Source organism: Nitrogeniibacter mangrovi, assembly GCF_010983895.1.
In the GTDB taxonomy this organism is placed as follows: Bacteria; Pseudomonadota; Gammaproteobacteria; order Burkholderiales; family Rhodocyclaceae; genus Nitrogeniibacter; species Nitrogeniibacter mangrovi.
Map to the genome: position 1 here is coordinate 66,658 of NZ_CP048836.1, position 20,881 is coordinate 87,538.

Annotated in this window: 21 protein-coding genes and 1 pseudogene; 18 read left to right on the plus strand and 4 right to left on the minus strand. The window is 69.8% G+C overall.

The window, feature by feature from the left end:
* Positions 1-83: 83 nt before the first annotated feature.
* The gene (locus G3580_RS00250; protein ID WP_173763356.1) at positions 84-983 is read left to right on the plus strand and encodes a LysR family transcriptional regulator; all 900 of its coding nucleotides are present in this window, start codon (positions 84-86) and stop codon (positions 981-983) included.
* An 80-nt stretch (positions 984-1,063) separates the two neighbouring features.
* Positions 1,064-1,354, plus strand: coding sequence for a hypothetical protein (locus tag G3580_RS00255; RefSeq protein WP_173763357.1), 291 nt, complete (start codon positions 1,064-1,066; stop codon positions 1,352-1,354).
* A gap of 33 nt (positions 1,355-1,387) precedes the next feature.
* Here the strand turns inward: G3580_RS00255 and G3580_RS00260 are convergent, their stop codons facing one another.
* The 4 genes from G3580_RS00260 to G3580_RS20340 all read right to left on the minus strand — a co-directional run bounded on the left by G3580_RS00260 (position 1,388) and on the right by G3580_RS20340 (position 4,528).
* On the minus strand, positions 1,388-1,771 hold the full coding sequence (locus G3580_RS00260; RefSeq protein WP_173763358.1) for a hypothetical protein: 384 nt from the start codon (positions 1,769-1,771) through the stop codon (positions 1,388-1,390).
* Between the two features lie 186 nt (positions 1,772-1,957).
* Positions 1,958-2,533, minus strand: a complete 576-nt coding sequence (locus G3580_RS00265; protein WP_228720724.1) for a transglycosylase SLT domain-containing protein — start codon at positions 2,531-2,533, stop codon at positions 1,958-1,960.
* A 4-nt stretch (positions 2,534-2,537) separates the two neighbouring features.
* Positions 2,538-2,699, minus strand: a complete 162-nt coding sequence (locus tag G3580_RS00275) for a hypothetical protein (protein ID WP_173763359.1) — start codon at positions 2,697-2,699, stop codon at positions 2,538-2,540.
* Positions 2,700-3,601: 902 nt separating this feature from the next.
* Positions 3,602-4,528, minus strand: a complete 927-nt coding sequence (locus G3580_RS20340) for an RHS repeat domain-containing protein (RefSeq protein WP_173763360.1) — start codon at positions 4,526-4,528, stop codon at positions 3,602-3,604.
* Positions 4,529-4,999: 471 nt separating this feature from the next.
* Between G3580_RS20340 and gspG the strand changes: the two genes are divergently transcribed.
* The 16 genes and pseudogenes from gspG (at position 5,000) to G3580_RS00360 (ending at position 20,871) form a co-directional block, all read left to right on the plus strand.
* On the plus strand, positions 5,000-5,431 hold the full coding sequence (gene gspG, locus G3580_RS00285) for a type II secretion system major pseudopilin GspG (protein ID WP_173763361.1): 432 nt from the start codon (positions 5,000-5,002) through the stop codon (positions 5,429-5,431).
* A gap of 15 nt (positions 5,432-5,446) precedes the next feature.
* Entirely contained in the window at positions 5,447-6,622 is a 1,176-nt protein-coding gene (locus tag G3580_RS00290) for a type II secretion system F family protein (protein ID WP_173763362.1), read from the plus strand.
* Positions 6,619-8,277 carry a GspE/PulE family protein gene (locus G3580_RS00295; protein ID WP_173763363.1) on the plus strand — a complete coding sequence of 553 codons (1,659 nt, stop codon included), beginning with the start codon at positions 6,619-6,621 and terminating at the stop codon, positions 8,275-8,277. Before G3580_RS00290 ends, G3580_RS00295 begins: the two co-directional genes overlap by 4 nt.
* Positions 8,258-8,962: a hypothetical protein gene (locus tag G3580_RS00300; protein WP_173763364.1), complete on the plus strand. Its 705-nt coding sequence runs from the start codon at positions 8,258-8,260 to the stop codon at positions 8,960-8,962. The genes G3580_RS00295 and G3580_RS00300 overlap by 20 nt, the downstream gene beginning before the upstream one ends.
* On the plus strand, positions 8,959-9,495 hold the full coding sequence (locus tag G3580_RS00305; protein WP_173763365.1) for a hypothetical protein: 537 nt from the start codon (positions 8,959-8,961) through the stop codon (positions 9,493-9,495). Before G3580_RS00300 ends, G3580_RS00305 begins: the two co-directional genes overlap by 4 nt.
* A gap of 175 nt (positions 9,496-9,670) precedes the next feature.
* Positions 9,671-10,054 (plus strand): hypothetical protein, encoded by a 384-nt coding sequence (locus tag G3580_RS00310; RefSeq protein ID WP_173763366.1) that lies wholly within the window; start codon positions 9,671-9,673, stop codon positions 10,052-10,054.
* Positions 10,051-10,575 carry a hypothetical protein gene (locus tag G3580_RS00315; protein WP_173763367.1) on the plus strand — a complete coding sequence of 175 codons (525 nt, stop codon included), beginning with the start codon at positions 10,051-10,053 and terminating at the stop codon, positions 10,573-10,575. The genes G3580_RS00310 and G3580_RS00315 overlap by 4 nt, the downstream gene beginning before the upstream one ends.
* 8 nt (positions 10,576-10,583) lie before the next feature.
* Positions 10,584-12,893, plus strand: coding sequence for a secretin N-terminal domain-containing protein (locus G3580_RS00320; RefSeq protein ID WP_173763368.1), 2,310 nt, complete (start codon positions 10,584-10,586; stop codon positions 12,891-12,893).
* Positions 12,894-13,371: 478 nt separating this feature from the next.
* Positions 13,372-13,833: pseudogene (locus G3580_RS00325) on the plus strand (type II secretion system protein); the annotation flags it as partial.
* A 5-nt stretch (positions 13,834-13,838) separates the two neighbouring features.
* On the plus strand, positions 13,839-14,195 hold the full coding sequence (locus G3580_RS00330; protein WP_173763369.1) for a type II secretion system protein: 357 nt from the start codon (positions 13,839-13,841) through the stop codon (positions 14,193-14,195).
* Positions 14,189-14,707 carry a pilus assembly FimT family protein gene (locus G3580_RS00335; RefSeq protein ID WP_173763370.1) on the plus strand — a complete coding sequence of 173 codons (519 nt, stop codon included), beginning with the start codon at positions 14,189-14,191 and terminating at the stop codon, positions 14,705-14,707. Before G3580_RS00330 ends, G3580_RS00335 begins: the two co-directional genes overlap by 7 nt.
* A gap of 123 nt (positions 14,708-14,830) precedes the next feature.
* Positions 14,831-15,622, plus strand: a complete 792-nt coding sequence (locus G3580_RS00340) for an ankyrin repeat domain-containing protein (protein ID WP_173763371.1) — start codon at positions 14,831-14,833, stop codon at positions 15,620-15,622.
* Positions 15,623-15,713: 91 nt separating this feature from the next.
* The gene (gene epsA / locus G3580_RS00345; RefSeq protein ID WP_173763372.1) at positions 15,714-16,490 is read left to right on the plus strand and encodes an XrtB/PEP-CTERM-associated transcriptional regulator EpsA; all 777 of its coding nucleotides are present in this window, start codon (positions 15,714-15,716) and stop codon (positions 16,488-16,490) included.
* 268 nt (positions 16,491-16,758) lie between these two features.
* Positions 16,759-17,655, plus strand: coding sequence for a PEP-CTERM sorting domain-containing protein (locus G3580_RS19910; RefSeq protein WP_173763373.1), 897 nt, complete (start codon positions 16,759-16,761; stop codon positions 17,653-17,655).
* Between the two features lie 32 nt (positions 17,656-17,687).
* Entirely contained in the window at positions 17,688-19,112 is a 1,425-nt protein-coding gene (locus tag G3580_RS00355; RefSeq protein ID WP_173763374.1) for a hypothetical protein, read from the plus strand.
* Positions 19,113-19,320: 208 nt separating this feature from the next.
* Positions 19,321-20,871 (plus strand): ShlB/FhaC/HecB family hemolysin secretion/activation protein, encoded by a 1,551-nt coding sequence (locus G3580_RS00360; protein WP_173763375.1) that lies wholly within the window; start codon positions 19,321-19,323, stop codon positions 20,869-20,871.
* The last annotated feature ends 10 nt before the right edge of the window (positions 20,872-20,881 follow it).

Sequence of the window (20,881 nt, forward strand, 5' to 3'; positions counted from 1 at the left end):
CTACGCAAGCTGAAGATACGAATAAATCGAATTCAGATTGAGGTTATATTCCAGATTCTGGAAACCATGTTGAAGGTGGCGCAATGCGACCCGGCGATCTGAACTTTCGTCATCTGCTCTATTTCTGGGCCGTGGCCCGGGAAGGCAGCATCACGCGCGCCGCCCAGACCCTGGGGCTGTCGGTCCAGGCCATCAGCACCCAGCTGTCCCAGCTCGAAGCCCAGCTCGGCCACACCCTGCTGGTGCCCCGGAGCCGCGGACTCGTGCCCTCCGAGACCGGCCGCCTCGTCCTCGGTTATGCCGACCAGATCTTTCAGCTGGGCGCCGAACTGCGTGAAGTGCTGGACCGGGCCGAGCCGCCCGAGCGACGCCTGGTGGTGGGCCTGACCGATCCGATCCCGAAACTGGTGGCCTTTCACCTGCTCGAAGGGGTGCTGCGACCCGAGGCCGGCTACCGGCTCACCTGCATCGAGGGCGAACTGGACGATCTCATCGCCGATCTGGTGCTCAACCGGCTCGACGTGGTGCTCTCGCATCGTCCCGTCGTGCCGACCGCCAACCTCAAGGTGTATGCCCGTCCGCTGGGCAACTGGGCCATGGCCCTGTACGGCACCGACGCCCTGTGCGCGCACTATCAGCCGCAGTTCCCCGCCCGGCTCGGCGAAGCCCCCTTGCTGTTGCCGATGCCCGAATCCCCCTTGCGGCTCGCGCTGGAGGAATGGTTCCGCCGCCATCGGCTGGCCATGAAGGTGCGTGCCGAGTGCGCCGACAGCGCGTTGCTCAAGACCTTCGGCTGTGCCGGCGTCGGCCTGTTCGCCGCGCCCGCCTGCCTCGCCGACGACATGGCGCGCCAGTACGGTGTGCGCCAGGTGGGTGTGCTCGACGGGGTGAGCGACAGCTTCTACGCCATCTCGACCGAGCGGCGCATCCAGCATCCCGCCCTCCAGGCCATCGTCGCATCGGCACCGGATGTGGCCCGGTGAGTCCGCCCGACGCCGAGCCGCCGGCGCAAGAATGTGCGACGATCCGAGCTCATGCCGCCAAGTGAAGAGGAACACCTGCCATGGCTCGCCCCCTGCTTCGATTCGTCGGGCTTCTGATCGTCGTCGCCGCCGCCGGCGTCCTGCTCAACCCGTCGCCCGACAAACACCGCGACGCCATCCGCAAGGACGTGGCCGAACGCAGCCAGGTCGCCAACCTGCTCCAGCTCGGCACCATCACCGCCTTCTTCTCCGAATACCACTCCTTCGGTGTCGGCTCCTACACCACCGTCAACGGCAAGGTCGTGTCCATCGGCGCCTTTGGCGGGGTGTATGTGCGCGAGAACGCGGCGCGGGTGGATCCGGCGCCGTGACCCGTCGAGCTGCATAGCGCGTTCCGTCGCACCTCAACGGCCGAACAGCGCCTCGCAATCGTCGCAGGCGAAATGCCAGCGCTGGCGCTCGCACCGGATCACGCCGGTCATGGCCGCACTGATCTCGAAATCGCAGGGCATGTTGTCGTACTTCAGCGTGCCTTCGATCCGGCACGGCGCCAGCGGGTAGTTGTCCGCCAGCGCCTTTTCGCTCAACTGCCGGGCTCGGTGGAAGAACGCCTGGGCATCGTCGTTGCTCAGGTCCACATCCGCCGTGGTGCATCCAGTCGGGTCGGTGGAGGTGAAATCCGCGATGTAGAGTTCGGAGAGACCTGCCGTATCCAGACGCCCGGCCGCCGTGGCGCAAGCGGTCAGGCCGATCGCGGCCAGTGCGATCAGCGGTGTCTTCATTGCCATGTTGCGCTCGCCGCGTCGCCCGGATGCTTGTAGGACACCTCCGGATGGCGGAACACGTCACCGGCGTCGATGGAGGACATAAAGGCTTCCGGAGAGGAGAAGCCAGAAGATTATGACGAAGGGATGAATCGTGCAAGCCGTGCCGTGTGATGACTGTCCAGTCGCCCGGCACAGCGGCTGATGGCCCTACCGCCCCCGCAACGCCGCGTACCGCGCCAGCACCTTCGGCACATAGGCCTGCGTCTCCGCATACGGCGGGATCCGGCCGTCATGGCGCAGCACGGCGCCTTCGCCGGCGTTGTAGGCCGCCAGGGCGAGGGACAGCCGGCCGTCGAACTGCCGGATCAGATCGCTCAGGTAGCGGGCGCCGCCGAGCAGGTTCGCGGCCGGGTCGAGGGGATTGCGGACGCCATAGCGCGCCGCGGTGGCCGGCATGAGCTGCATGAGGCCGAGGGCCCCCTTCGGCGAGCGGGCGGCCGGGTCGAGGTTGCTCTCCACCTGGGCGACCGCCTGCAGCAGGGCCGGGTCGAGGCCGGTGAGGCGGGCGCTGTGCTCGATGTGTTTGCGCAGCGCGGCGGGCGCCGGCCGGGGGGCGTGGGCCGGGGCGCGACGCGGTGTGCTCCACACCTTGCGGTAGCGGGCATCGGCGCCCGGGTGGTCGGAAAAATGCACCACGCCGTTCGCGTCCTCGAAGCTGTAGAGGGCGTCGGCGAGGCCCGTCAGCGGGGTGGCGAGCAGGGCGAGCAGCAGCAGCCGGCGCAAGGGCTCAGAGCACCCACTCGCAGGTGTCGGGGTCGTCATCCAGAAATTCGTAGTCACCGTCGGTGAAATCGGCATCGTCGAAGACCGGCAGCGCGCCTTCGTCGGCCGACCACGCCCGGCGCATGCCGGTCAGGGCGATCGCGATCAGATCGAGTTCGTCGTTCATGGGTGCCTCCGGGCACGCGAACACAAGGGACGCCGATCATCCCGTCCACACATGACGCGGCTGTGTCAGGCCGGTGGTCCGGCATGCGGTCTGTCCACGGCATCGATCAATCAGGTCCTGTGCGTCAATCTTGTGGCGGGGGCGGGGGCGGCCTTGGCATCAAAGACATTCGGCGCAATGCGCTTCGCTTGTTGGCGCCCTGCGGAATCCGCCTTACGCGTTGGCTGTCAGGCCGAACTCCGCAGACAAACCAATCCAGGCAACGTGTGCTTGACCGGTGTATGCCAATTGGCCACTGATTGCTGCATTACCCGGAGGGTTGTTGTAACCAGGAGTCGTCGCTCGCGGGATATTTGCCCATCAACCCTTGAGGGTCGATGAACATCATCGGATTCCCCCCACATAGCCGTAGATATTCCACCCCCCATCCAGAACTGTAGGGCGGATAAGCGAAGCGCCATCCGCCGCATGGCGCGTCACGAACCCGCACGGGATTTGACGCCACCATCGACGCCCACAACGTTCAACGACGTCCCAAGTGAGCCCGGAGCGATTTCGACAGCAGTCTCGCATCAGAGCGGCATACCGATTCGACACCATCGGGGCATCGCGGAGCGATGGCATACGGCGGATGACGCTTCGCTTATCCGCTCTACGGAATCCGCCTTACGCGCGTTCAGGTTGTGCAGCCACGATGACGTCAGAGTTCGCTTCACAGTCCCGCATCAAGAAGTCGTTCAAATGGGCATGGTCCCACCCCGGCTGATGACGAATTTCGTGTGCGCATTTCGCAAAGAATGCCGATAGCTCCATGAGTTCTTCGCTCGTAGCCAAGAATGAAACCTCGCGAAGGCTCAGGAGTTCCTCTTCTCTATCTTCGCCAAGTGAGTACCCATAAATCTTCATATATCACCACCAAGAGAATCCGACAGGATCGTGCCCCCCATCTGCTGAAAGATCTGGCAAGCGCCAAGGTCACCCTCGGAACATTGCTGAGCAGCCATGCCCATCACCAAGTCCTCTAGGAGTGGTGGGCACCACATCAGTTTGAACCCCCGCGCTCGCAGGAAATTCTTGACCCGATTCTTCAGTTTGGACGGATCGGTATTGTGGCTACCGGTTCCATCTTTGTTGACCACGATCTCCTTGCAACCCTTTTCGCAGACGTGAGCGTGTGTTTGTTGTCCCGGCACGTGGGGAGGATCAATCCTCACTGTCGTAGGGCTGCCTCCAGGAATTTGGGTTGTTTGCCCCGAACTGGCCAGCCCGAGCGGATCAATGAACGAAACCGGATTCCCGCCGACATAGCCGTAAGTATTCCACCCCCCATCCAACCCGATGGGGTCGGACTGCACATACCTACCCGTCTCCGCATCATAGACCCGATGCCAGTTATAGCTCAGCCCCGATTCCTTGTCGTAATACTGGCCCGGGAATCGCAGGTTGAACACCACCGGATAGAGCCCGGCGGGGTTCTCGTCCGGCAGCACCTCGCCGAACGGCGGGCTGGTCCAGCGCCAGCTTGGGCTTTGGGTGGCATCGGTGAGCAGCCTGGGGGTGCCCAGGTGGTCGGTCTCGATGGCGTAGGCGGTGGTGGTGCCGTCGGTATTGGTGTCGATCACCGCCACGGGCAGGTCGCCGAGCCAGACGTATTCGCGGGTCGGGGTGCCGTCGGCCTGGTATTCACCGATGAGGTGATTCGCCTCGTCGTACATGAAGCGCTCCGCGCCGTTGGGCACGAGGCCGGCGGGGCCGGCCTTTTCGACGCGGCGGCCCTGGCCGTCGTAGCGGTAGGTGACCGTGCCGGCACCGGAGGTGGTGCTGCGCATGCGCCCGTCGGCGCCGTAGGCGAAGCTCTTGCCGGCCTCGGAGACGAGGTTGCCGGCCGCATCCAGGCTCTGGCTTTGGGTGCCGATCTGCGCGAGGCGGTTGCTGTCGGGCTGGTAGGTGAGGGCGGTGACGATGCCGGCGTAGCCGGTGAGCCGGTCGGCGGCATCGGGGACGGAAGTCGGTTTTCATGCGACAGAAGCATGACAACGTCGTTAATGGCTTGTGGCGGGACATTGCGCCGTATGTATCCGACTCCAAGGCCGCGTTCACGGCCATACCTCATCCGCCGATCCTCTCGAACTGCTCCGGCGACAGCAGACCCCCATCGCCGTCGGGAGAAATGCCACCTATCGATCCGCCAGGATTGTGCCAATATGACATTGGTGTGACAGAAACAAGCCTGTCACATTCGACGCCTACGCTACCCCTCTTCGCGAAATCGCCATCACCCCGTCCGGAGCCCGTGTCCCATGCGCATCCCGTCTGTCCGCGCTTCCCTTCGCCAGAGCGGCTTCACGCTGCTCGAGCTGCTTGTCGTCATGGTCATCATCGGGCTGCTGGCCGGCTACGTGGGGCCGCGCTTCTTTGCGCAGATCGGCAAGTCGCAGGTGAAGACGGCGCGGGCGCAGATCGACGGGCTGGAGAAGGCGCTGGATCAGTTCCGCCTCGACGTGGGCCGCTATCCGCTCACCGAGGAGGGGCTGGCCGCGCTGGATGCGGCGCCGGCGGGGGTGTCCAAGTGGCAGGGGCCGTACCTGCGCAAGGCGGTGCCGCTCGACCCCTGGGACAAGCCCTACCAGTACCGTTCGCCGGGCGAGCACGGTGACTTCGACCTGTACTCCTTCGGCAAGGACGGGCAGCCCGGCGGCGAGGGCGAGGCGGCCGACATCGTCAACTGGTAGGCGCCCGGGCGAGCGATGAGATACCAGGTCAAGGCCATCGCCCAGGGGGCCGACATCGTCGAGGTGGAGCTCGAGGCGGCCAACGAGGCGGAGGCGCGCTCGCTGGCCGATGCGCGCGGGCTGAGCATCCTCGCGGTGCGCGCGCTGCGCCAGGGCGGGCGCCGGGCGCGCTTTCCGCTGCTGCTGTTCAACCAGGAGCTGCTGGCGCTGCTGGCGGCGGGCATCCCGTTGGCCGAGGCCGTCGACGCGCTCGCCGAGAAGGAGTCCCGCCCCCCGGTGCGCGGGGTGCTCGACGACATCCGCACGGCGCTGCGCGAGGGGCGCACCCTGTCCTCGGCGCTGGCGTCGGCGCCGCAGGCCTTTCCCGATCTGTACGTGGCCATGATCCGCGCCGCCGAGCGCACCAGCGACCTGGTGCCGGCGGTGGCGCGCTTCATCGCCTATCGCCAGCAGGTGGAGGCGCTGCGCGGCAAGCTGGTGAGCGCGGCCATCTACCCGGTGCTGCTGGTGAGCGTGGGCTCGCTGGTGGTGCTGTTCCTGCTCGGCTACGTGGTGCCCAACTTCTCGCACATCTATGAAGACGTGGGCAGCGACCTGCCCTTCATGTCGCGCCTGCTCATGCAGTGGGGCCAGTTCGTGGAGGCCAACGCGCTGGCGATGGCCATCGGCGCGGTGGTGAGCGTGGCGGCGCTGGTGGTGGGCCTGCGCCAGCCGGCCACGGCGGCGGCCATCGGCCGCGCCCTGTGGCGCATGCCCATGATCGGCGAGCGCCTGCGGGTGTTCCAGCTGGCGCGCTTCTACCGCACCCTGGGCATGCTGCTCACCGGCGGCATTCCTGTGGTGACCGCGCTGGGCATGGTGGCCGGGCTGCTCACCCCGAGCCTGCGCAGCGGCCTGGAGACGGCCATCGCGCGCATCCGCGAGGGCAGCGGGTTCGCCGCCACCCTGGCGGCCCAGGGGCTGGCCACGCCGGTGGCCCTGCGCATGCTGCAGGTGGGCGAGCGCGCCGGCAACCTGGGCGAGATGCTCACCCGCGCGGCCGAGTTCCATGAGGAGGACACCGCTCGCCAGGTGGAATGGCTCACGCGCCTGTTCGGCCCGCTGCTGATGTTGTTCATCGGCGTGGCCATCGGCGGCATCGTGGTGCTCATGTACCTGCCGATCTTCCAGCTTGCCGAGGCGGTGGGATGAACGCGCCCGACATCCGCCCCTTCAGCGCCGACGAGCTGGCCGCCGCCCGGGTGGCGGGCGGGCGCATGCTCGACGCGCTGGCCACGCTCGAGGCCGAGGCGCCGCTGCGCCTGGCGCGCCTGGCGCGCACCTTCGGCCTGCCGGTGCTGGGCCATGCGGCGCTCATGGCGCGCGCACCCGACTTCGGCGTCATGCCCTTCGAGCAGGCGCTGCGGCGCGAGTGCATCGCCCTGCGCGAGGACGACGGCGGCCTGTGCCTGGTGCTGGCCGACCCCTTCGATCGCGCGCTCATGGACGGGCTCGGCGCCCGCCTCGCCGAGCCGGTGCGCTGGGCCCTGGGCGACCGGGACGACATCGCCGCCTGCCTGGCCCGCCACGAGGACGAGGTGCGCCGCGCCGCCGGGCTGTCGGACACCCGTGGCGGCGAGCGCAAGGGCGACGGCGCCGAGGATCTGTCCCTGCGCCGCATCAGCGAAGACGCCAGCCCGGTGGTCAAGCTGGTCAACTCCACCCTCTACGACGCGCTCAAGCAGGGCGCCAGCGACATCCATCTGGAGTGCGTGCCGGCCGGGCTGGTGATCCAGTACCGCATCGACGGCGTGCTCTCGCGGGTGGGCAGCGTGCAGGGCGCCGAGCTGGCCGAGCAGGCCATCTCACGGGTCAAGGTGATGGCCGAGCTCGACATCGCCGAGCGCCGGGTGCCCCAGGACGGGCGCTTCAAGGCCCTCGCGGCGGGGCGCGAGATCGACTTCCGCGTCTCCATCATGCCCAGCATCCACGGCGAGGACGCGGTGCTGCGGGTGCTCGACAAGGAACACCTCAGCGCCGAGATGACCGGCCTGTCGCTCGAGACCCTCGGCTTCGACGACACCGCCCGCGCCACCCTGCGCCGACTCGCCAGCGAGCCCTACGGCATGCTGCTGGTGACCGGGCCCACCGGCTCGGGCAAGACCACCTCGCTGTACGCCACCCTGGCCGAGACCAACCACGGCCTGGACAAGATCATCACCATCGAGGACCCGGTGGAATACCAGCTGCCCGGGGTGCTGCAGATTCCGGTCAACGAAAAGAAGGGGCTCACCTTTGCCCGCGGCCTGCGCTCCATCCTGCGCCACGACCCGGACAAGATCATGGTGGGCGAGATCCGCGACGGCGAGACCGCCGAGATCGCGGTGCAGGCGGCGCTCACCGGCCACCTGGTGTTCACCACCGTGCACGCCAACAACGTGTTCGACGTCATCGGCCGCTTCACCCACATGGGCATCGACCCCTACAACCTCACCGCCGCGCTCAACGGCGTGGTGGCGCAGCGGCTCATCCGCATCATCTGCCCCCACTGCGCCGACGACATCGTGCCCGACGCGCAGCTGGTGGCCGACTCGGCGCTCGCGAGCACCGCGGGCTTCCGCTTCCGCGCCGGCCATGGCTGCGGCCAGTGCCGCGGCTCGGGCTACAAGGGGCGCCGGGCCATTGCCGAGGTGCTGATCCTGGACGACGAGATCCGCGAGCTGATCGTCACCCGCGCGCCGGTGCGCGCGCTCAAGGCCAAGGCCGCCGAACGCGGCTTTCGCAGCCTGCGCGACGCGGCCACCGCGCTGGTCGCCGCGGGCGAGACCACTTTGCAGGAGTTGAACCGTGTCACGCTTCTGGGGTGAGCCGGTGGAACTGTGGCTGACGCCGGCCGGCTGCGCGCTGCGCGCTGGCGCCGACACCGTGCACCTGCCCACGACCGGCGCCGAACCGGCCTGGCCGGCCGCGCTCGCCGCGCACCTGCCGGCGCGCGCGCGCGTGCTCGCCCGGGTGGACGACCGCTGGGTGCGCTACCTGGTGTGCCGCTGGCCGACGGCCATTCGCGGCCGCAAGGAGCGCGAGGCCTGGCTCGCGCACCAGTTCCGCCAGGTGCACGGCCTCGCCGACGCCGACTGGGTGATGTGCCGCGATGCCGATCCGGCCGCGGCCGCCTTCGTCGCCTGCGCGCTGCCGCGTGCGCTGGTCGAGGCGCTGCAGGCCGTGGTGCGCCAGGCCAGGGGCCGGCTGGTGAGCCTGACCGGCGCTTTCGTCGCCCGCTACAACGCCCTGGCACGGCAGCTCGATGCCGGCGACGGCGCGCTCGCGCTCACCGACGGCGGGCGCCTGACGCTCGGCGTGTGGCGCGACGGCCAATGGACCGCGCTGCTCAGCCGCGCCCTGGGCGAGGGCGACGCCCTGGCCGCGTGGCGCGAGCTGACCCCCCTGTGCGTCACCGGCGAGGCCGCGCCCGCCGGGGTGCTGTTTCACGCGGGTACGGTGTTGACCGCGCCCGAGGGCTGGACCACCCGGGCCGTGGCGATTGCAGCATGAGCGCACCGGCCCGGCTCGACCTCGACCTCATCCCCCAGCGCCGCCCGCCCGGCGCGCTCGGCTGGGCGCTGCTCGTGCTCGGGCTGCTCATGAGCGGGATCGAGGTGAGCCACTATGTGGACCGGCGCGCCGATCTGGCCGAGCGCGAGCAGATCGTCGCGCGCCTGCGTCATCAGGTCGAACGCGCCCGCCATGCCGACCGGCGCGAGGCGGCCAGCGACACCCCGGTCAGCGCCGAGGAGGCCGCGCCCGCCCTCAAGCTCGCCCACCAGCTCGAGCGCGACTGGCCGCGCCTGTTCGCCGCCGTGGCCGAGGCCGGCGGCCCCGGTGTGAGCCTGATGGCGCTTACTCCCGACGCCCTGCGCGGGGTGGTGCGGCTGAACGCCGAGGCCGACGGCCTGCAGGCCCTGTTCGACTACATGGGGCGGCTCGAACAGCGCCCCGAGCTGCGCAACGTGCAGTTGCTCGCCTACGAGGAAGCGGGCGGGCGCTTCCGCTTCAATCTCGCCGCCGACTGGGTGGGGGCACCATGATCCGCGTCGACCGCACCCGCTTCGAACCCCTGCAGGTGCTGCTGGTGCGCAGCGTCCATCGGGCCGGCTGGGCCGGCGCCGTGGGCGTGGCGCTGCTGGCCTTCGCGCTCGCCTTCGGGCTGTCGGCCGGGGGGAGCAGCGCGCCCGTGCCGAGGCCCTGGCCGCCGAGCGCGCGATGCTGCTCAAGGTGGCCGCCGCACCGGCGCAGGCGCGCCAGAGCGACCGCGGCCGGCTCGACGCCTTCTACGCCCGCTTCACCCCCGGTGCCCGCCTCGCCGAGCTGCTCGCGGACATCCACCTGAGCGCCGACCGCCATGGCCTGCTGCCCGAGCGCGGCGACTACCGCAGCGCCGTGGTCTCGGGCACGCCGCTGGTGCGCATCAACGCCACCTTGCCGGTGGACGGGCGCTTCGATGCGCTCTATGCCTGGCTGGGCGAGGTGATGGGGCGCCATCCGGGGGTGGGCATCGAGCAGCTCGCGATCAAGCGCGAGTCGCCGCGCGACACGCGCATGCAGGCCGAAGTGCGCCTGGCCGTTTATGTGCGGGGCGGGCAATGAAGCGGCGCCAGCTGATCCTCGTCGCCTCGCTGGGGGCGACCCTGGCCGCCAGCTGGTGGGCCTCCGGGCTCGAATCCGGCGCTGACGGCGCCGAGCCGGCCCCGGTGGCACAGGCGCGCAGCGCCCCGCACCGGCCGGCCCGGCGCGCGCCGGCGGCGCCGCCGAGCCTCGCCGGCCTCGACGGCGCGCGCGCCGGCTTCGGCGAGGCCGCGCCGCCGGTGTTCGGCCTGCCTCCGCCGCCCCCGCCCCCGCCGTCGGCGGCCGCGCTCGCGGCCATGCGCCCGGCGCCGGCGCCGCGGCCGGTGGCCCCGGCGCTGCCCTACACCTACATCGGTTCCCTGCAGGAAGCCGGCGGCGAGCGGGTGATCTTCCTGCTCGACGGCGAGCGCCTGGTGACCGCGCGCGTCGGCGAAGTGCTCGACGAACGCTACCGCATCAACGCGGCGGACGAGACCGCCGTGACCCTGACCTACCTGCCGCTGAAGCAGACCCAGCGGCTCTCCCTGGCCGACCGTTCATGACCCGCTCCGTGATTTCGCTCCTCCGTTTCCTGTCGCTGCTGGTGCTCGTCGGCCTGCTCGGCGCCTGCGCCAGCAACCGGGCCCTCGAGTCGGCGCGCTCCGACTTCAGCGACGGCGATCCGGTGGCCGCGCTGGCGCGCCTGTCGCAGCAGGTGGCGCAGGATCCGGACAACCGCGAGCTGCGCACCTATTACCTCAACCAGCGCGAGCGCCTGGTGCTCAAGGGCCTGGCGGGGGCCGAGCGCATGGCACGTGCCGGGCAGACCGAGGAGGCGGGGCGTCTCTACGACGAGATCCTCGGCTTCGCGCCCGACGAGCCGCGCGCCCTGCGCGGCAAGGCGGCGCTGAAGGCGCGGGCGCGCCATGCGGCGATGCTCGATACCGCCGAGGTCGATCTGGCCCGGAAGGACACCGATGCGGCCATGGCGGCGGTGCGCCAGGTGCTCACCGAAGACCCGCTCGACAACCGCGCCCGCACCCTGCAACGGCGTATCGAGGCGGCGCTGGCGGCGGCCAATCCGCCCCCGGCGCACGAGCTCAAGGGGCCGTTTTCGCGCCCGGTGACCCTGGAGTTCCGCGACGCGCCGCTGCGCACGGTGTTCGAGGCCCTGTCGCGCGCGGCCGGCATCAACTTCGTGTTCGACCGCGACGTGCGCCCCGAGGCCAAGGTGACCCTGTTCGTGCGCGACACCACCGTGGACGAGGTGCTCAGGCTGCTCACCGCCACCCAGAAGATCGAGAGCAAGCTGCTCAACGCCAACTCGGTGCTCATCTACCCGGCGACGCCCGCCAAGACCAAGGAATACCGCGAGCTGGTGACGCGCACCTTCTACCTGGCCAACGCCGACGTGAAGCAGGCCCAGTCGCTGATCCGCCAGTTGGTCAAGATCCGCGACGTGTTCATCGACGAGAAGCTCAAGCTGCTGGTGGTCAAGGACACCCCCGAGGCGGTGGCGCTGGCCGAGCAGCTGATCAAGTCGCTGGACGTGGCCGAGCCCGAGGTGATGCTCGAGGTCGAGGTGCTGGAGGTGAGTCGCAACAAGGTGCGCGAGCTCGGCCTCGACCTGCCCGACCAGATCGGCTACGGCGCGCTCGACGGCTCCGGCGTGGCGCGCGCGCTGGCCGACGGGGTGGTGGACCTGCGCTCGCGCGGCGGCCTGCGCCCCTACATCGCCAACCCGGCGGTGCTGCTCAACCTGCGCCAGGAGGACAGCGACACCAGCCTGCTGGCCAACCCGCGCATCCGGGTGAAGAACAACGAGGAAGCCAAGATCCACATCGGCGACAAGCTGCCGGTGTTCACCACCACCGCCACCGCCAACGTGGGCGTGTCGGCCTCGGTCAGCTACCTGGACGTGGGCCTCAAGCTCGACGTGAAGCCGGTGGTGATGCTCGACGACGACGTCGAGATCAAGGTGGATCTGGAGGTGAGCAACATCGTCAAGGAGGTGACCGGCCCTTCCGCCTCGCTGGCCTACCAGGTGGGCACGCGCACCGCCGGCACCGTGCTGCGCCTGCATGACGGCGAGACCCAGATCCTCGCCGGGCTGCTGCAGGACGAGGAGCGCTCGGTCGGCAACGGCCTGCCCGGGGTGTCGGACCTGCCGGTGATCGGGCGCCTGTTCTCGTCCAAGAAGGACACCAACAACCGCACCGAGATCGTCCTGCTGATCACCCCGCGGGTGATCCGCAACGTCGCCCCGCCGCAGGTGGCCCGCGCCCTCGTGCCCGCCGGCACCGAGGCCGACGTGGGCGCCGCGCCGCTGACCCTGCATCCGACCGCCGCCAACAGCCTCGGCCTGTCCGGCGACCGCTCGCCGGTGTCCAGCGGCGCCGCGCTCAGCCGTATCTTCCGTGCCGGGCAACGCGCGTTGCGCGCGACCGACCGGGACCCGGATCCCTCCGAGCCCGGCGACGCGCCGGCCGACGAAGCGGCCGCGAGTGACGGCGACAGCGCCGAACCGCCAGTGCCGGTCGGGCCGCTGTCGATCCGGGTCTCGGGGCCGAGCCAGGTGCGCGCCGGCGACAACGTGGACGTGAGCATCCAGGTCAGCGGCGGCGGCGACATCGAAGGCGGCAAGCTCGGCCTGCGCTACGACCCGGGCCGCATCGAGGCCCCCGGCGCCCGCATCCCCGGCCTGCTCGAGGTGGACCTGCCCTCGGGCCAGGACGACGTGACCGCCACCGCCACCTTCCTCACCAAGCCCGGCACCATCGGCACGGTCGCCATCACCCCGGTCTCGGCCACCGTGCAGCGTGGCGGCAAGACCGAGCAGGTGGCGGCCGGCGGCGGGGTGAATGTGAGTATTGCGCCGTGAGTGGACGGCCCCCACGCTCACTACGTTCGCTGCCCCCGAGGGGGCGGCGACCCGCCTTGGGACGGCCCGGCGGCGGGTCGGACGACCCCCACGCTCGCATTCGCTCGCTGCCCCCCGAGGGGGCCGCGCCCGCCCTTGGGGCGGCCCGGCGGGCGGGCGGGGACGACCCCCACGCTCGCATTCGCTCGCTGCCCCCCGAGGGGGCCGCGCCCGCCCTTGGGGCGGCCCGGCGGGCGGGCGGGGACAACCCCCACGCTTAGTGGACGACCCCCACGCTCTCTACGTTCGCTGCCCCCCGAGGGGGCGGCGACCCGCCTTGGGGCGGCCCGGCGGCGGGTCGGTCAACTCAGGTATCGATGTTGGTTTGCGAAGCTCGATCGTAGGGCGGAAAAGCGAAGCGCCTTCCGCCGTCCCACCGCCACATTGGCGGAAGGCGCTTCGCTTTTCCGCCCTACGCACCGAGGGGGCGGGCCGCCGACGGGGTTTCACGCTCATCGAGCTGGTGGTGACGGTGGCGATCATCGGGGTGTTGGCGGCGGTGGCGATGCCGCTGGCGCAGATGACCGCGCAGCGGGCCAGGGAGTCGGAGCTGCGCGTCGCGCTGCGCACCCTCCGCAACGGCATCGACGCCTACAAGGCGGCGGGCGAGGCGGGGCGGATCGCGGTGGACGCCGAAGGCAGCGGCTATCCGCCGTCGCTGGAGGTGCTGGTCAAGGGGGTGGCCGACATCAAGTCGCCCGAGCCGAAACTCATCTACTTCCTGCGCCGCCTGCCGCGCGACCCGTTCAACGCCGATCCGGACCTGCCGCCGGAGCAGACCTGGGGCCTGCGCAGCTACAAGAGCCCGCCCGACGACCCGCAACCGGGCGAGGACGTGTTCGACGTGTACTCCCTGAGCGATCGGGTCGGCCTCAACGGCATTCCCTACCGGCAGTGGTGAGCCTCATGCGACGCCTGCGCGGATTCACCCTCATCGAGCTGCTGGTGGTCATGGCCATCATCGCCATCCTGCTATCCATCGCCGCGCCGCGTTACTTCCAGCACCTCGACCGGGCGCGCGACAACGCGCTCAAGGAGAGCCTGGTGGTGATGCGCGACGCCATCGACAAGTACGCCGCCGACACCGGGCACTTTCCCGCCACCCTGGACGATCTGGTGGACAAGCGCTACCTGCGCGCGGTGCCGGAGGACCCGATCACCGAGCGCACCGACACCTGGGTCTTCGACCCGCCGCCGGACACCAGCGTGGACGGCATCTACGACGTGCACAGCGGCGCTGGCGAGCCCTACACCGAATGGTGAGCACGCGGGCGCCCCAGCGCGGCTACACCTATCTGCTGGTGCTGTTCCTGGTGGCCGGGCTGGGCCTGATCGCCGCCGGCATCGGCCAGACCTGGCAGGCGCGCGCCCAGCGCGAGCGCGAGGCGGAGCTCATCGCCATCGGCACCGAGATGGCCCGCGCCCTGCGCCACTATCACGACCATTCGCCCGAGGGCGCGCCCTCGTGGCCGGCCAGCCTCGACGAGCTCGTCGAGGACCATCGCTTCCCCACCCCCCAGCGCCACCTGCGCCGCATCTACCGCGACCCGATGACCGGCGAGCCCGACTGGGGCCTGGTGCGTGCCGGCGGCCGCATCGTCGGCATCCACAGCCTCAGCGACAAGACGCCCTTCCGCCACCACGACCTGCCGCCCGAGCTGGGGCAGGGCGCGGGGGACGCCACCCGGTACCGGGACTGGGTGTTCCGGCCCGTGCTCGAGTCCGCGCCGGATCAGGCGCCGGGCACTGCCGGGCCGCGCGCACGCGACGACTGAGCGCGCGCGGACGGGGGCGTCCCATCGGGGGTCGATAGTCCTTTCGGCGCATTTGTCGGACCTTTGCATGCAAAGCGGTGCCACTAAGCTCACGGGTCGTCCATCACGAACGACCTGGCCACCATGCGCGCCCTGATCTGCGTCTTCGCCACCCTGTTCAGCCTGCACGTCCACGCCTTCGACACGCCGCAGGAATTCGAGGCTTTCGTGTCCCCGCCGCACCGCGCGCGTGGCCTGCCGGTGCCCGACAAGGCGCAGTTCGACGCGATCCGCCGGACCGGCAGCGCCTGGGCACCCGCGCCCGCCCAGGCCGCGTCGCAGGCCATGCTGGCAGCGGCGCGTGCACGCGACTGGGACGCCGTGCTCGCGCGGCTCAAGGATGGCGCGGACCCGAACGTGGTCGACGCGCAGCGGCGCGGGGGCGTGCTCGCCCTTGCCGCGGCCGACGGCCGGGCCGAGCTGGTGCGCAAGCTGCTCGCGGCCGGCGCCGACCCCGACCGCCGCGGCGAAGCCGGCTTCACTCCCCTGGGCGTGGCGGCCCTGCGCGGCCATGCCGCGGTGGTGCGGCTGCTGCTGCGCCACGGCGCCGACCCGGACAAGCGCGGCGCCGACGGTGCGCCGCCGCTGGTCAATGCGGTCCGGCTCGGCCATCGACACATCGTCGACACGCTGCTCGCCGCCGGTGCCGACCCGAGCCTGCCCGACAAACGCGGGCTCCACGCCCTGGGCATGGCGGCCGCCGGCGGCGATGCCGGGCTCGTGCGCGCCGTGCTCGCCACCGGCATGAACGTCGACACGCCCGACGGCGAAGGGCGCACCGCCTACTTCTGGGCCGGCGTCTATCGCCACCCGGCGGTGCGCGCACTGCTGCTCGCCGCCGGGGCCGACGCGACCGCGAGCGTGCGGGTCAGATAAGCCATGATGACGGCGTCGTCACATGGCCTGAACATGCCTGTCATGGCGCCTTGGTACGGTCGTTCGTCCGATTTCCCGAGGAGGGCGCCAGGTGGCTGAATTCGTCAGCCTGTCGAACGAAGACCGCGAGCGCCTGTTGTTCCTGATCGACTCCTCGATCAAGATCAACAAGCGCTTCCAGTTCTTTCTCTGGGCCCAGGGCACGCTGCAGAGTTTCATTCCCCATGAAACCCTGGTGTGCGCCACCGGCGACCTGAACACCCTGCAGCTGCGCAGCGACGTGTTCTCGCGCGCGACCCTGCCGGACGATTTCGACACCCTGGCGCAGGACCCGGTGCACGGCTTCGTGGCCCCCATGCTCACCCTGTGGCACGCGCAGAACCGGAGCCCCGTGGTCACCGGTGACGCCGAGGCGCGCGCCGACGCGCTCCATCCCATGCTGTATCGGCTCAACTATCGCCACAACCTGTGCCATGGCGCCCGCGAGGTGCGCGGCAACCGGGGCGCGTTCTTCGCCTTCCTCGGCCTCGAAGGCGCTGCGGGCGAGCGCGAGCGCTACTTCGCCGACCTGCTGATGCCGCACCTGTACATGGCCACCCTGCGCATGGTCGAAAGCGAGGCCGGCCACATCGAGGGGCCCGCCTCGGTGCTCTCCGAGCGCGAGATCCAGGTGCTCGGCTGGGTGCGCGACGGCAAGACCAACGCCGAGATCGGCCAGATCCTCGACATCAGTCCGCTCACGGTGAAGAACCACGTGCAGAAGATCCTGCGCAAGCTCGACGTGAGCAACCGCGCCCAGGCCGTCGCCAAGGCCACCTCCATCGGCCTGTTCGTGAACGGCCACGTGGGCGAGTCCTCCCTCTCCTGACGCCGGCGCCGTGATCCGGCCGGGGGGTTCCCGTAGTCCGTTCGGACCTTTCCCGACGCCGGCCGGCGACGCCGGTGCGACACCTGGGCTGTTCAGAATCTGCCTCGGCAGTCCGACATGCGCCGGCCCTAGTTCTAACAGCCTATCGACGGGCGGTTGTCATCGGGCCGGGACGTAAAACACGCCCGCGAGAATGCCCCTGGCTTCGCTCGGGAGCCGGGGTAGCCGCCCCGAACCAATTCAAGTTTCTGCACAGGAGAGTCAGTCCATGAACTTCAAACTCAAGGCCCTGGTCGCGATCAGCGCCATCGCCATGGCCGGCGCCGCCAACGCTGCCGTCAAACTGCCGACCGACGGCGCGACGCTGTTTTCCGCTGGTCAGTCCGAACTCGTCTTTTCCGCCTGGAGCGCCAGCGCGCAGGTCGGCTTCACCTGGGACGTGGAAAGCGCCGGCTTCACGGCCTCTTCCGCCGACGCCTCGCTGCTCAACCTCATCAACGCCAATCCGAAGAGCGTCTCGACCCTGACCGGTCCGGCCTCCATCGAGTCCAAGGTCGGCGCCGTCAATGGCGTGATCTTCGACATGGCCATCACCGGCTTCGACAGCTTCCTGAACCAGGCTGGCAATGCCGGCGACGTCAAGTTCAACCTGTTCGCCGGCAGCAACGGCACGCTGAACACCTACCTGTCCTCGACGACCAACGCCTACGGTTCCGTGACCAACAGCGCGACCGGCTTCGTTGGTATGGGTGGCCAATTCGCGACCTATCTCGACAACGTGAACAGCAAGGGCGCCAACGTCGGCACCACCGTCGCCGACGACGAGTACATCATCACCACCCCGGCCGACCTGGCCGCCTATGCCGACAGCGCCTCCTGGGGCGCCGGCGCCGGCAACACCGTGCAGGGCTTCAACAGCGCCGCCGCCCTGGGCGAGGCCATCAACATGGCCGTGATGTACGGCAGCAACAGCATCGCCCCGACCGCCAAGGCCTTCACCCTCAACGGTGAGCAGATCGTCGCCTCCACCTACATGGGTCAGGACGGCTACCACCTGCAGCTGGCCGTGGCCGCCGTGCCCGCCGTGCCCGAGCCCGAGTCCTACGCCATGCTGCTGGCCGGCCTCGGCATGATCGGCGCCATCGCCCGCCGCCGTCGCGCCTGATTCCACACCCTCGTCCCTAAGGAACACGATTCATGAAACTCAAGCAACTCGCCCTCGGCTGCGCCTTCGCCGCCGCCGCCATCGGTGCCCAGGCCGCCTCCGTCATCGACGCCCAGACCACGGTCGTCTTCTTCTCCGGCGCCTCCGCCGTGGACAACTTCCTGTCCGACATCGCCAACTCCATGATGACCGGCGTGGTGAAGTACGAAGGTGCCGTCGGCGCCGTCAAGGACAAGAACTACAACGCCTGGGTCGGCACCGCGGTCTCCGGCATTCCCGGCATCCCGGCCGGCACCAAGCTGGCCCTGATCAAGCGCTCCCAGGGCGGCTCCGCCTTCGGTATCGGCCCGGTGGCCAACCACCAGATGATCCGCTCGCTCAACCTGAACGACTGCGACACCAACAACCTGACCTGCCAGATCTTCGGTGCCGACGACGGTTCCGCCGGCCTGGTGCCGGACATGGGCATGTCGGACGTCGAGCCCTCCATGTTCAAGGGCATCAACCTCGAGCCGGGCCAGACCGTGACGGCGAACTCCGCGTTCTCCACCATCACCCCGATCAACCAGCAGATCTTCGGCATCGTGACCACCGACTCGATCCCGGCGACGCAGCACATCTCCCGTTCCACCTACGGCGACATCCTGTCCGGCGCCTACGAGACCTGGGACCAGGTCGACAGCAGCCTGACCAGCGTGGACGCCCAGGAGAACGTGGTGGTGTGCCGCCGCGTGCAGGGTTCGGGCACCCAGGCCTCCTACAACCGCTTCTTCAACAACTTCCCCTGCGGTGAGGCCACCGGCTCGAACACCGTTGTTGCGACCCTGTACGATTCGACCGGCATCGGCTTCGTCTCGGGCAGCGGCACCCAGGCCGACCCGTTCGTGATCGATCCGACCGCCGCCGCCGGCAAGGTCATCGTCGAGAACTCCAGCTCGGGCAACGTGCGCGACTGCATGCAGGCCGCCCAGAACCACACCGATCACACCGCCCAGGCGAGCGACGGTTACTACTACACGTTCAAGTTCTCCAACTCGACCAAGCCGTTCCGCGCCATCGCCGTCCTCTCCGGCGACAGCTACGGCAAGATCACCGCTTCGACCGGCTGGCACTTCCGCATGCTGGACGGCGCCGGCATCTACAACATGGCCACGCAGACGGTCGACGCCGGTCCGGGTACCGGTATCGCCCCGAGCAAGGCCAACCTGCTCTCCGGCGCCTATGACTTCGTGCTCGAGAACTCCCTGCAGGAAGCCGGTCTGAGCGGCATCAAGAAGGCCTTCTACACCGAGTTCGCCAAGCGCGCCGGTTCCACGAAGTACACCGGCAACGACGGTGGCAACTACACCTCGGTGCCGAACGCCTTCGCGACCCTGCCGCAGGTCGGTGGCACGGCCACCCTGGTGGCGACCCACACGCGTCGCGCCAACTCCTGCGCGCCGCTGCAGAAGTACTAAGAAGCGCCGTGTGACAGCGGCCCGGTTCGCGCCGGGCCGTTCGACGGACCGCGGGCCCGGCGACGGGCTCGCGGCATTTTGTTGTGTGGGGTGCCGGTTGGCTTCATGGCACCGCCGCAGGAACCGAACGACCGTGGTAACGACCGTCGTGACACCGATCCGATCCTTTCTCCTCCGACTCGCCCTTGTCCTCTGTCTGGCGCCCGGCATGGCCGCACAGGCGCAGCCCCCGGCGCCGCCGCGCGGCCCGGCGCCTTTCGACGTGCTCGAATACGCGGTCGAGGGCAACACGGTGCTGCCCACGCGCGACATCGAACGCGCGGTGTACCCACACCTCGGCCCCGGTGTCGGCCTCGACGCGGTGAACGCGGCGCGGGCGGCGCTGGAGCAGGCCTATCACGATGCCGGCTACCTGACCGTGACCGTCGAGGTGCCGCAGCAGAAGGTCGACGGCGGCCTGGTGCGGCTGCAGGTGGTCGAAGGCAAGGTGGAGCGCCTCAAGGTCAGCGGTGCCGAATACACCCTGCCGAGCAAGGTGCGCGAGCAGATGCCGTCCATGGCGGCGGGCACGGTGCCGAATTTCAACGAGGTGCAGGAGGATCTGGCCCGGCTCGGGCGCAATCCGGACCTGCGCATCAACCCGCTGCTGCGGCCCTCGGCCCGGCCCGGATCGCTCGAGGTGGAGCTGGCGATGGACGACGCGTCGCCCCTGCACGGCAGCCTCGAGATGAACAACAAGCAGAGCGCCGACACCCGGCGCGGCCGTCTGGAAGGCTCGGTGCGCTATGACAACCTGTGGCAGCGCCGCCACTCGATCGGCTTCAACTACTTCGTCTCGCCGGAGCACCGCAGCGACGTGGAAGTGTGGGGTGTGAACTATGCCGCCCCGATCGGCCAGGCGACCCTGGCGGCCTACTTCGCCCGCTCCACCAGCGACGTGCCCACCGCCTTCGACACCCAGTCCATCGGCAATGGCGACACCGCCGGCTTCCGCTGGATCCGGCCGCTGCCGGGCCTGCAGGGCTTCTTCCATTCCCTGAGCCTGGGCGCCGACTACAAGGACAACGCCCAGCGCACCGAGCTGGGCGGCGGCTTCGCGCTGAGCCAGCCGATCAAGTACTGGACGATGGTGGCCCAGTACAACGCCGGCTGGCAGCGCGGCGCCGGGGCCTGGCGCCTGGGCGTCGACTTCGCCTTCGGGCTCGACGGCCTCAACCGCCGCGACATCGACTGCAACGGCGTCACCGTCGACCAGTTCGAGTGCCGCCGTCCCGGCGCGGAGCCCAACTTCAGCGCCCTGCGCCTCAACCTCGAAGTCACCCGCCCCTTCGGCGCCGGCTGGCTGGGCAAGTCGCGCCTCGACGTGCAGCGCGCCAGCGGCCCGCTGGTCAACACCGAGCAGTTCTCCGCCGGCGGCGCCGATTCGGTACGCGGCTACCTGGAGGGCGAGCGCCAGGCCGACGACGGCATCCTGTGGCGCACCGAGCTGAGCACCCCGGCGCTGGGGCAGGTGGTCGGCCGCGCGCTGGTCGCCTTCTCCTTCTACGACTGGGCCCAGCTGGAGACCCAGGACCCGCTGCCCGGCCAGGACCGTTCCGCGCTGCTCGCCAGCGCCGGCGTCGGCCTGCGCATGGGCCAGGGCCGGGGGGTGCAGGCGGAGATGGCCTGGGCGCAGGTGTTCCATGCCGGGGCCGAAGGGCCGAAGCGCACCCGGGACGGCGACGGCCGCGCCCTGGTGCGGGTCAAGTACGAATTCTGAGCAGCATCCC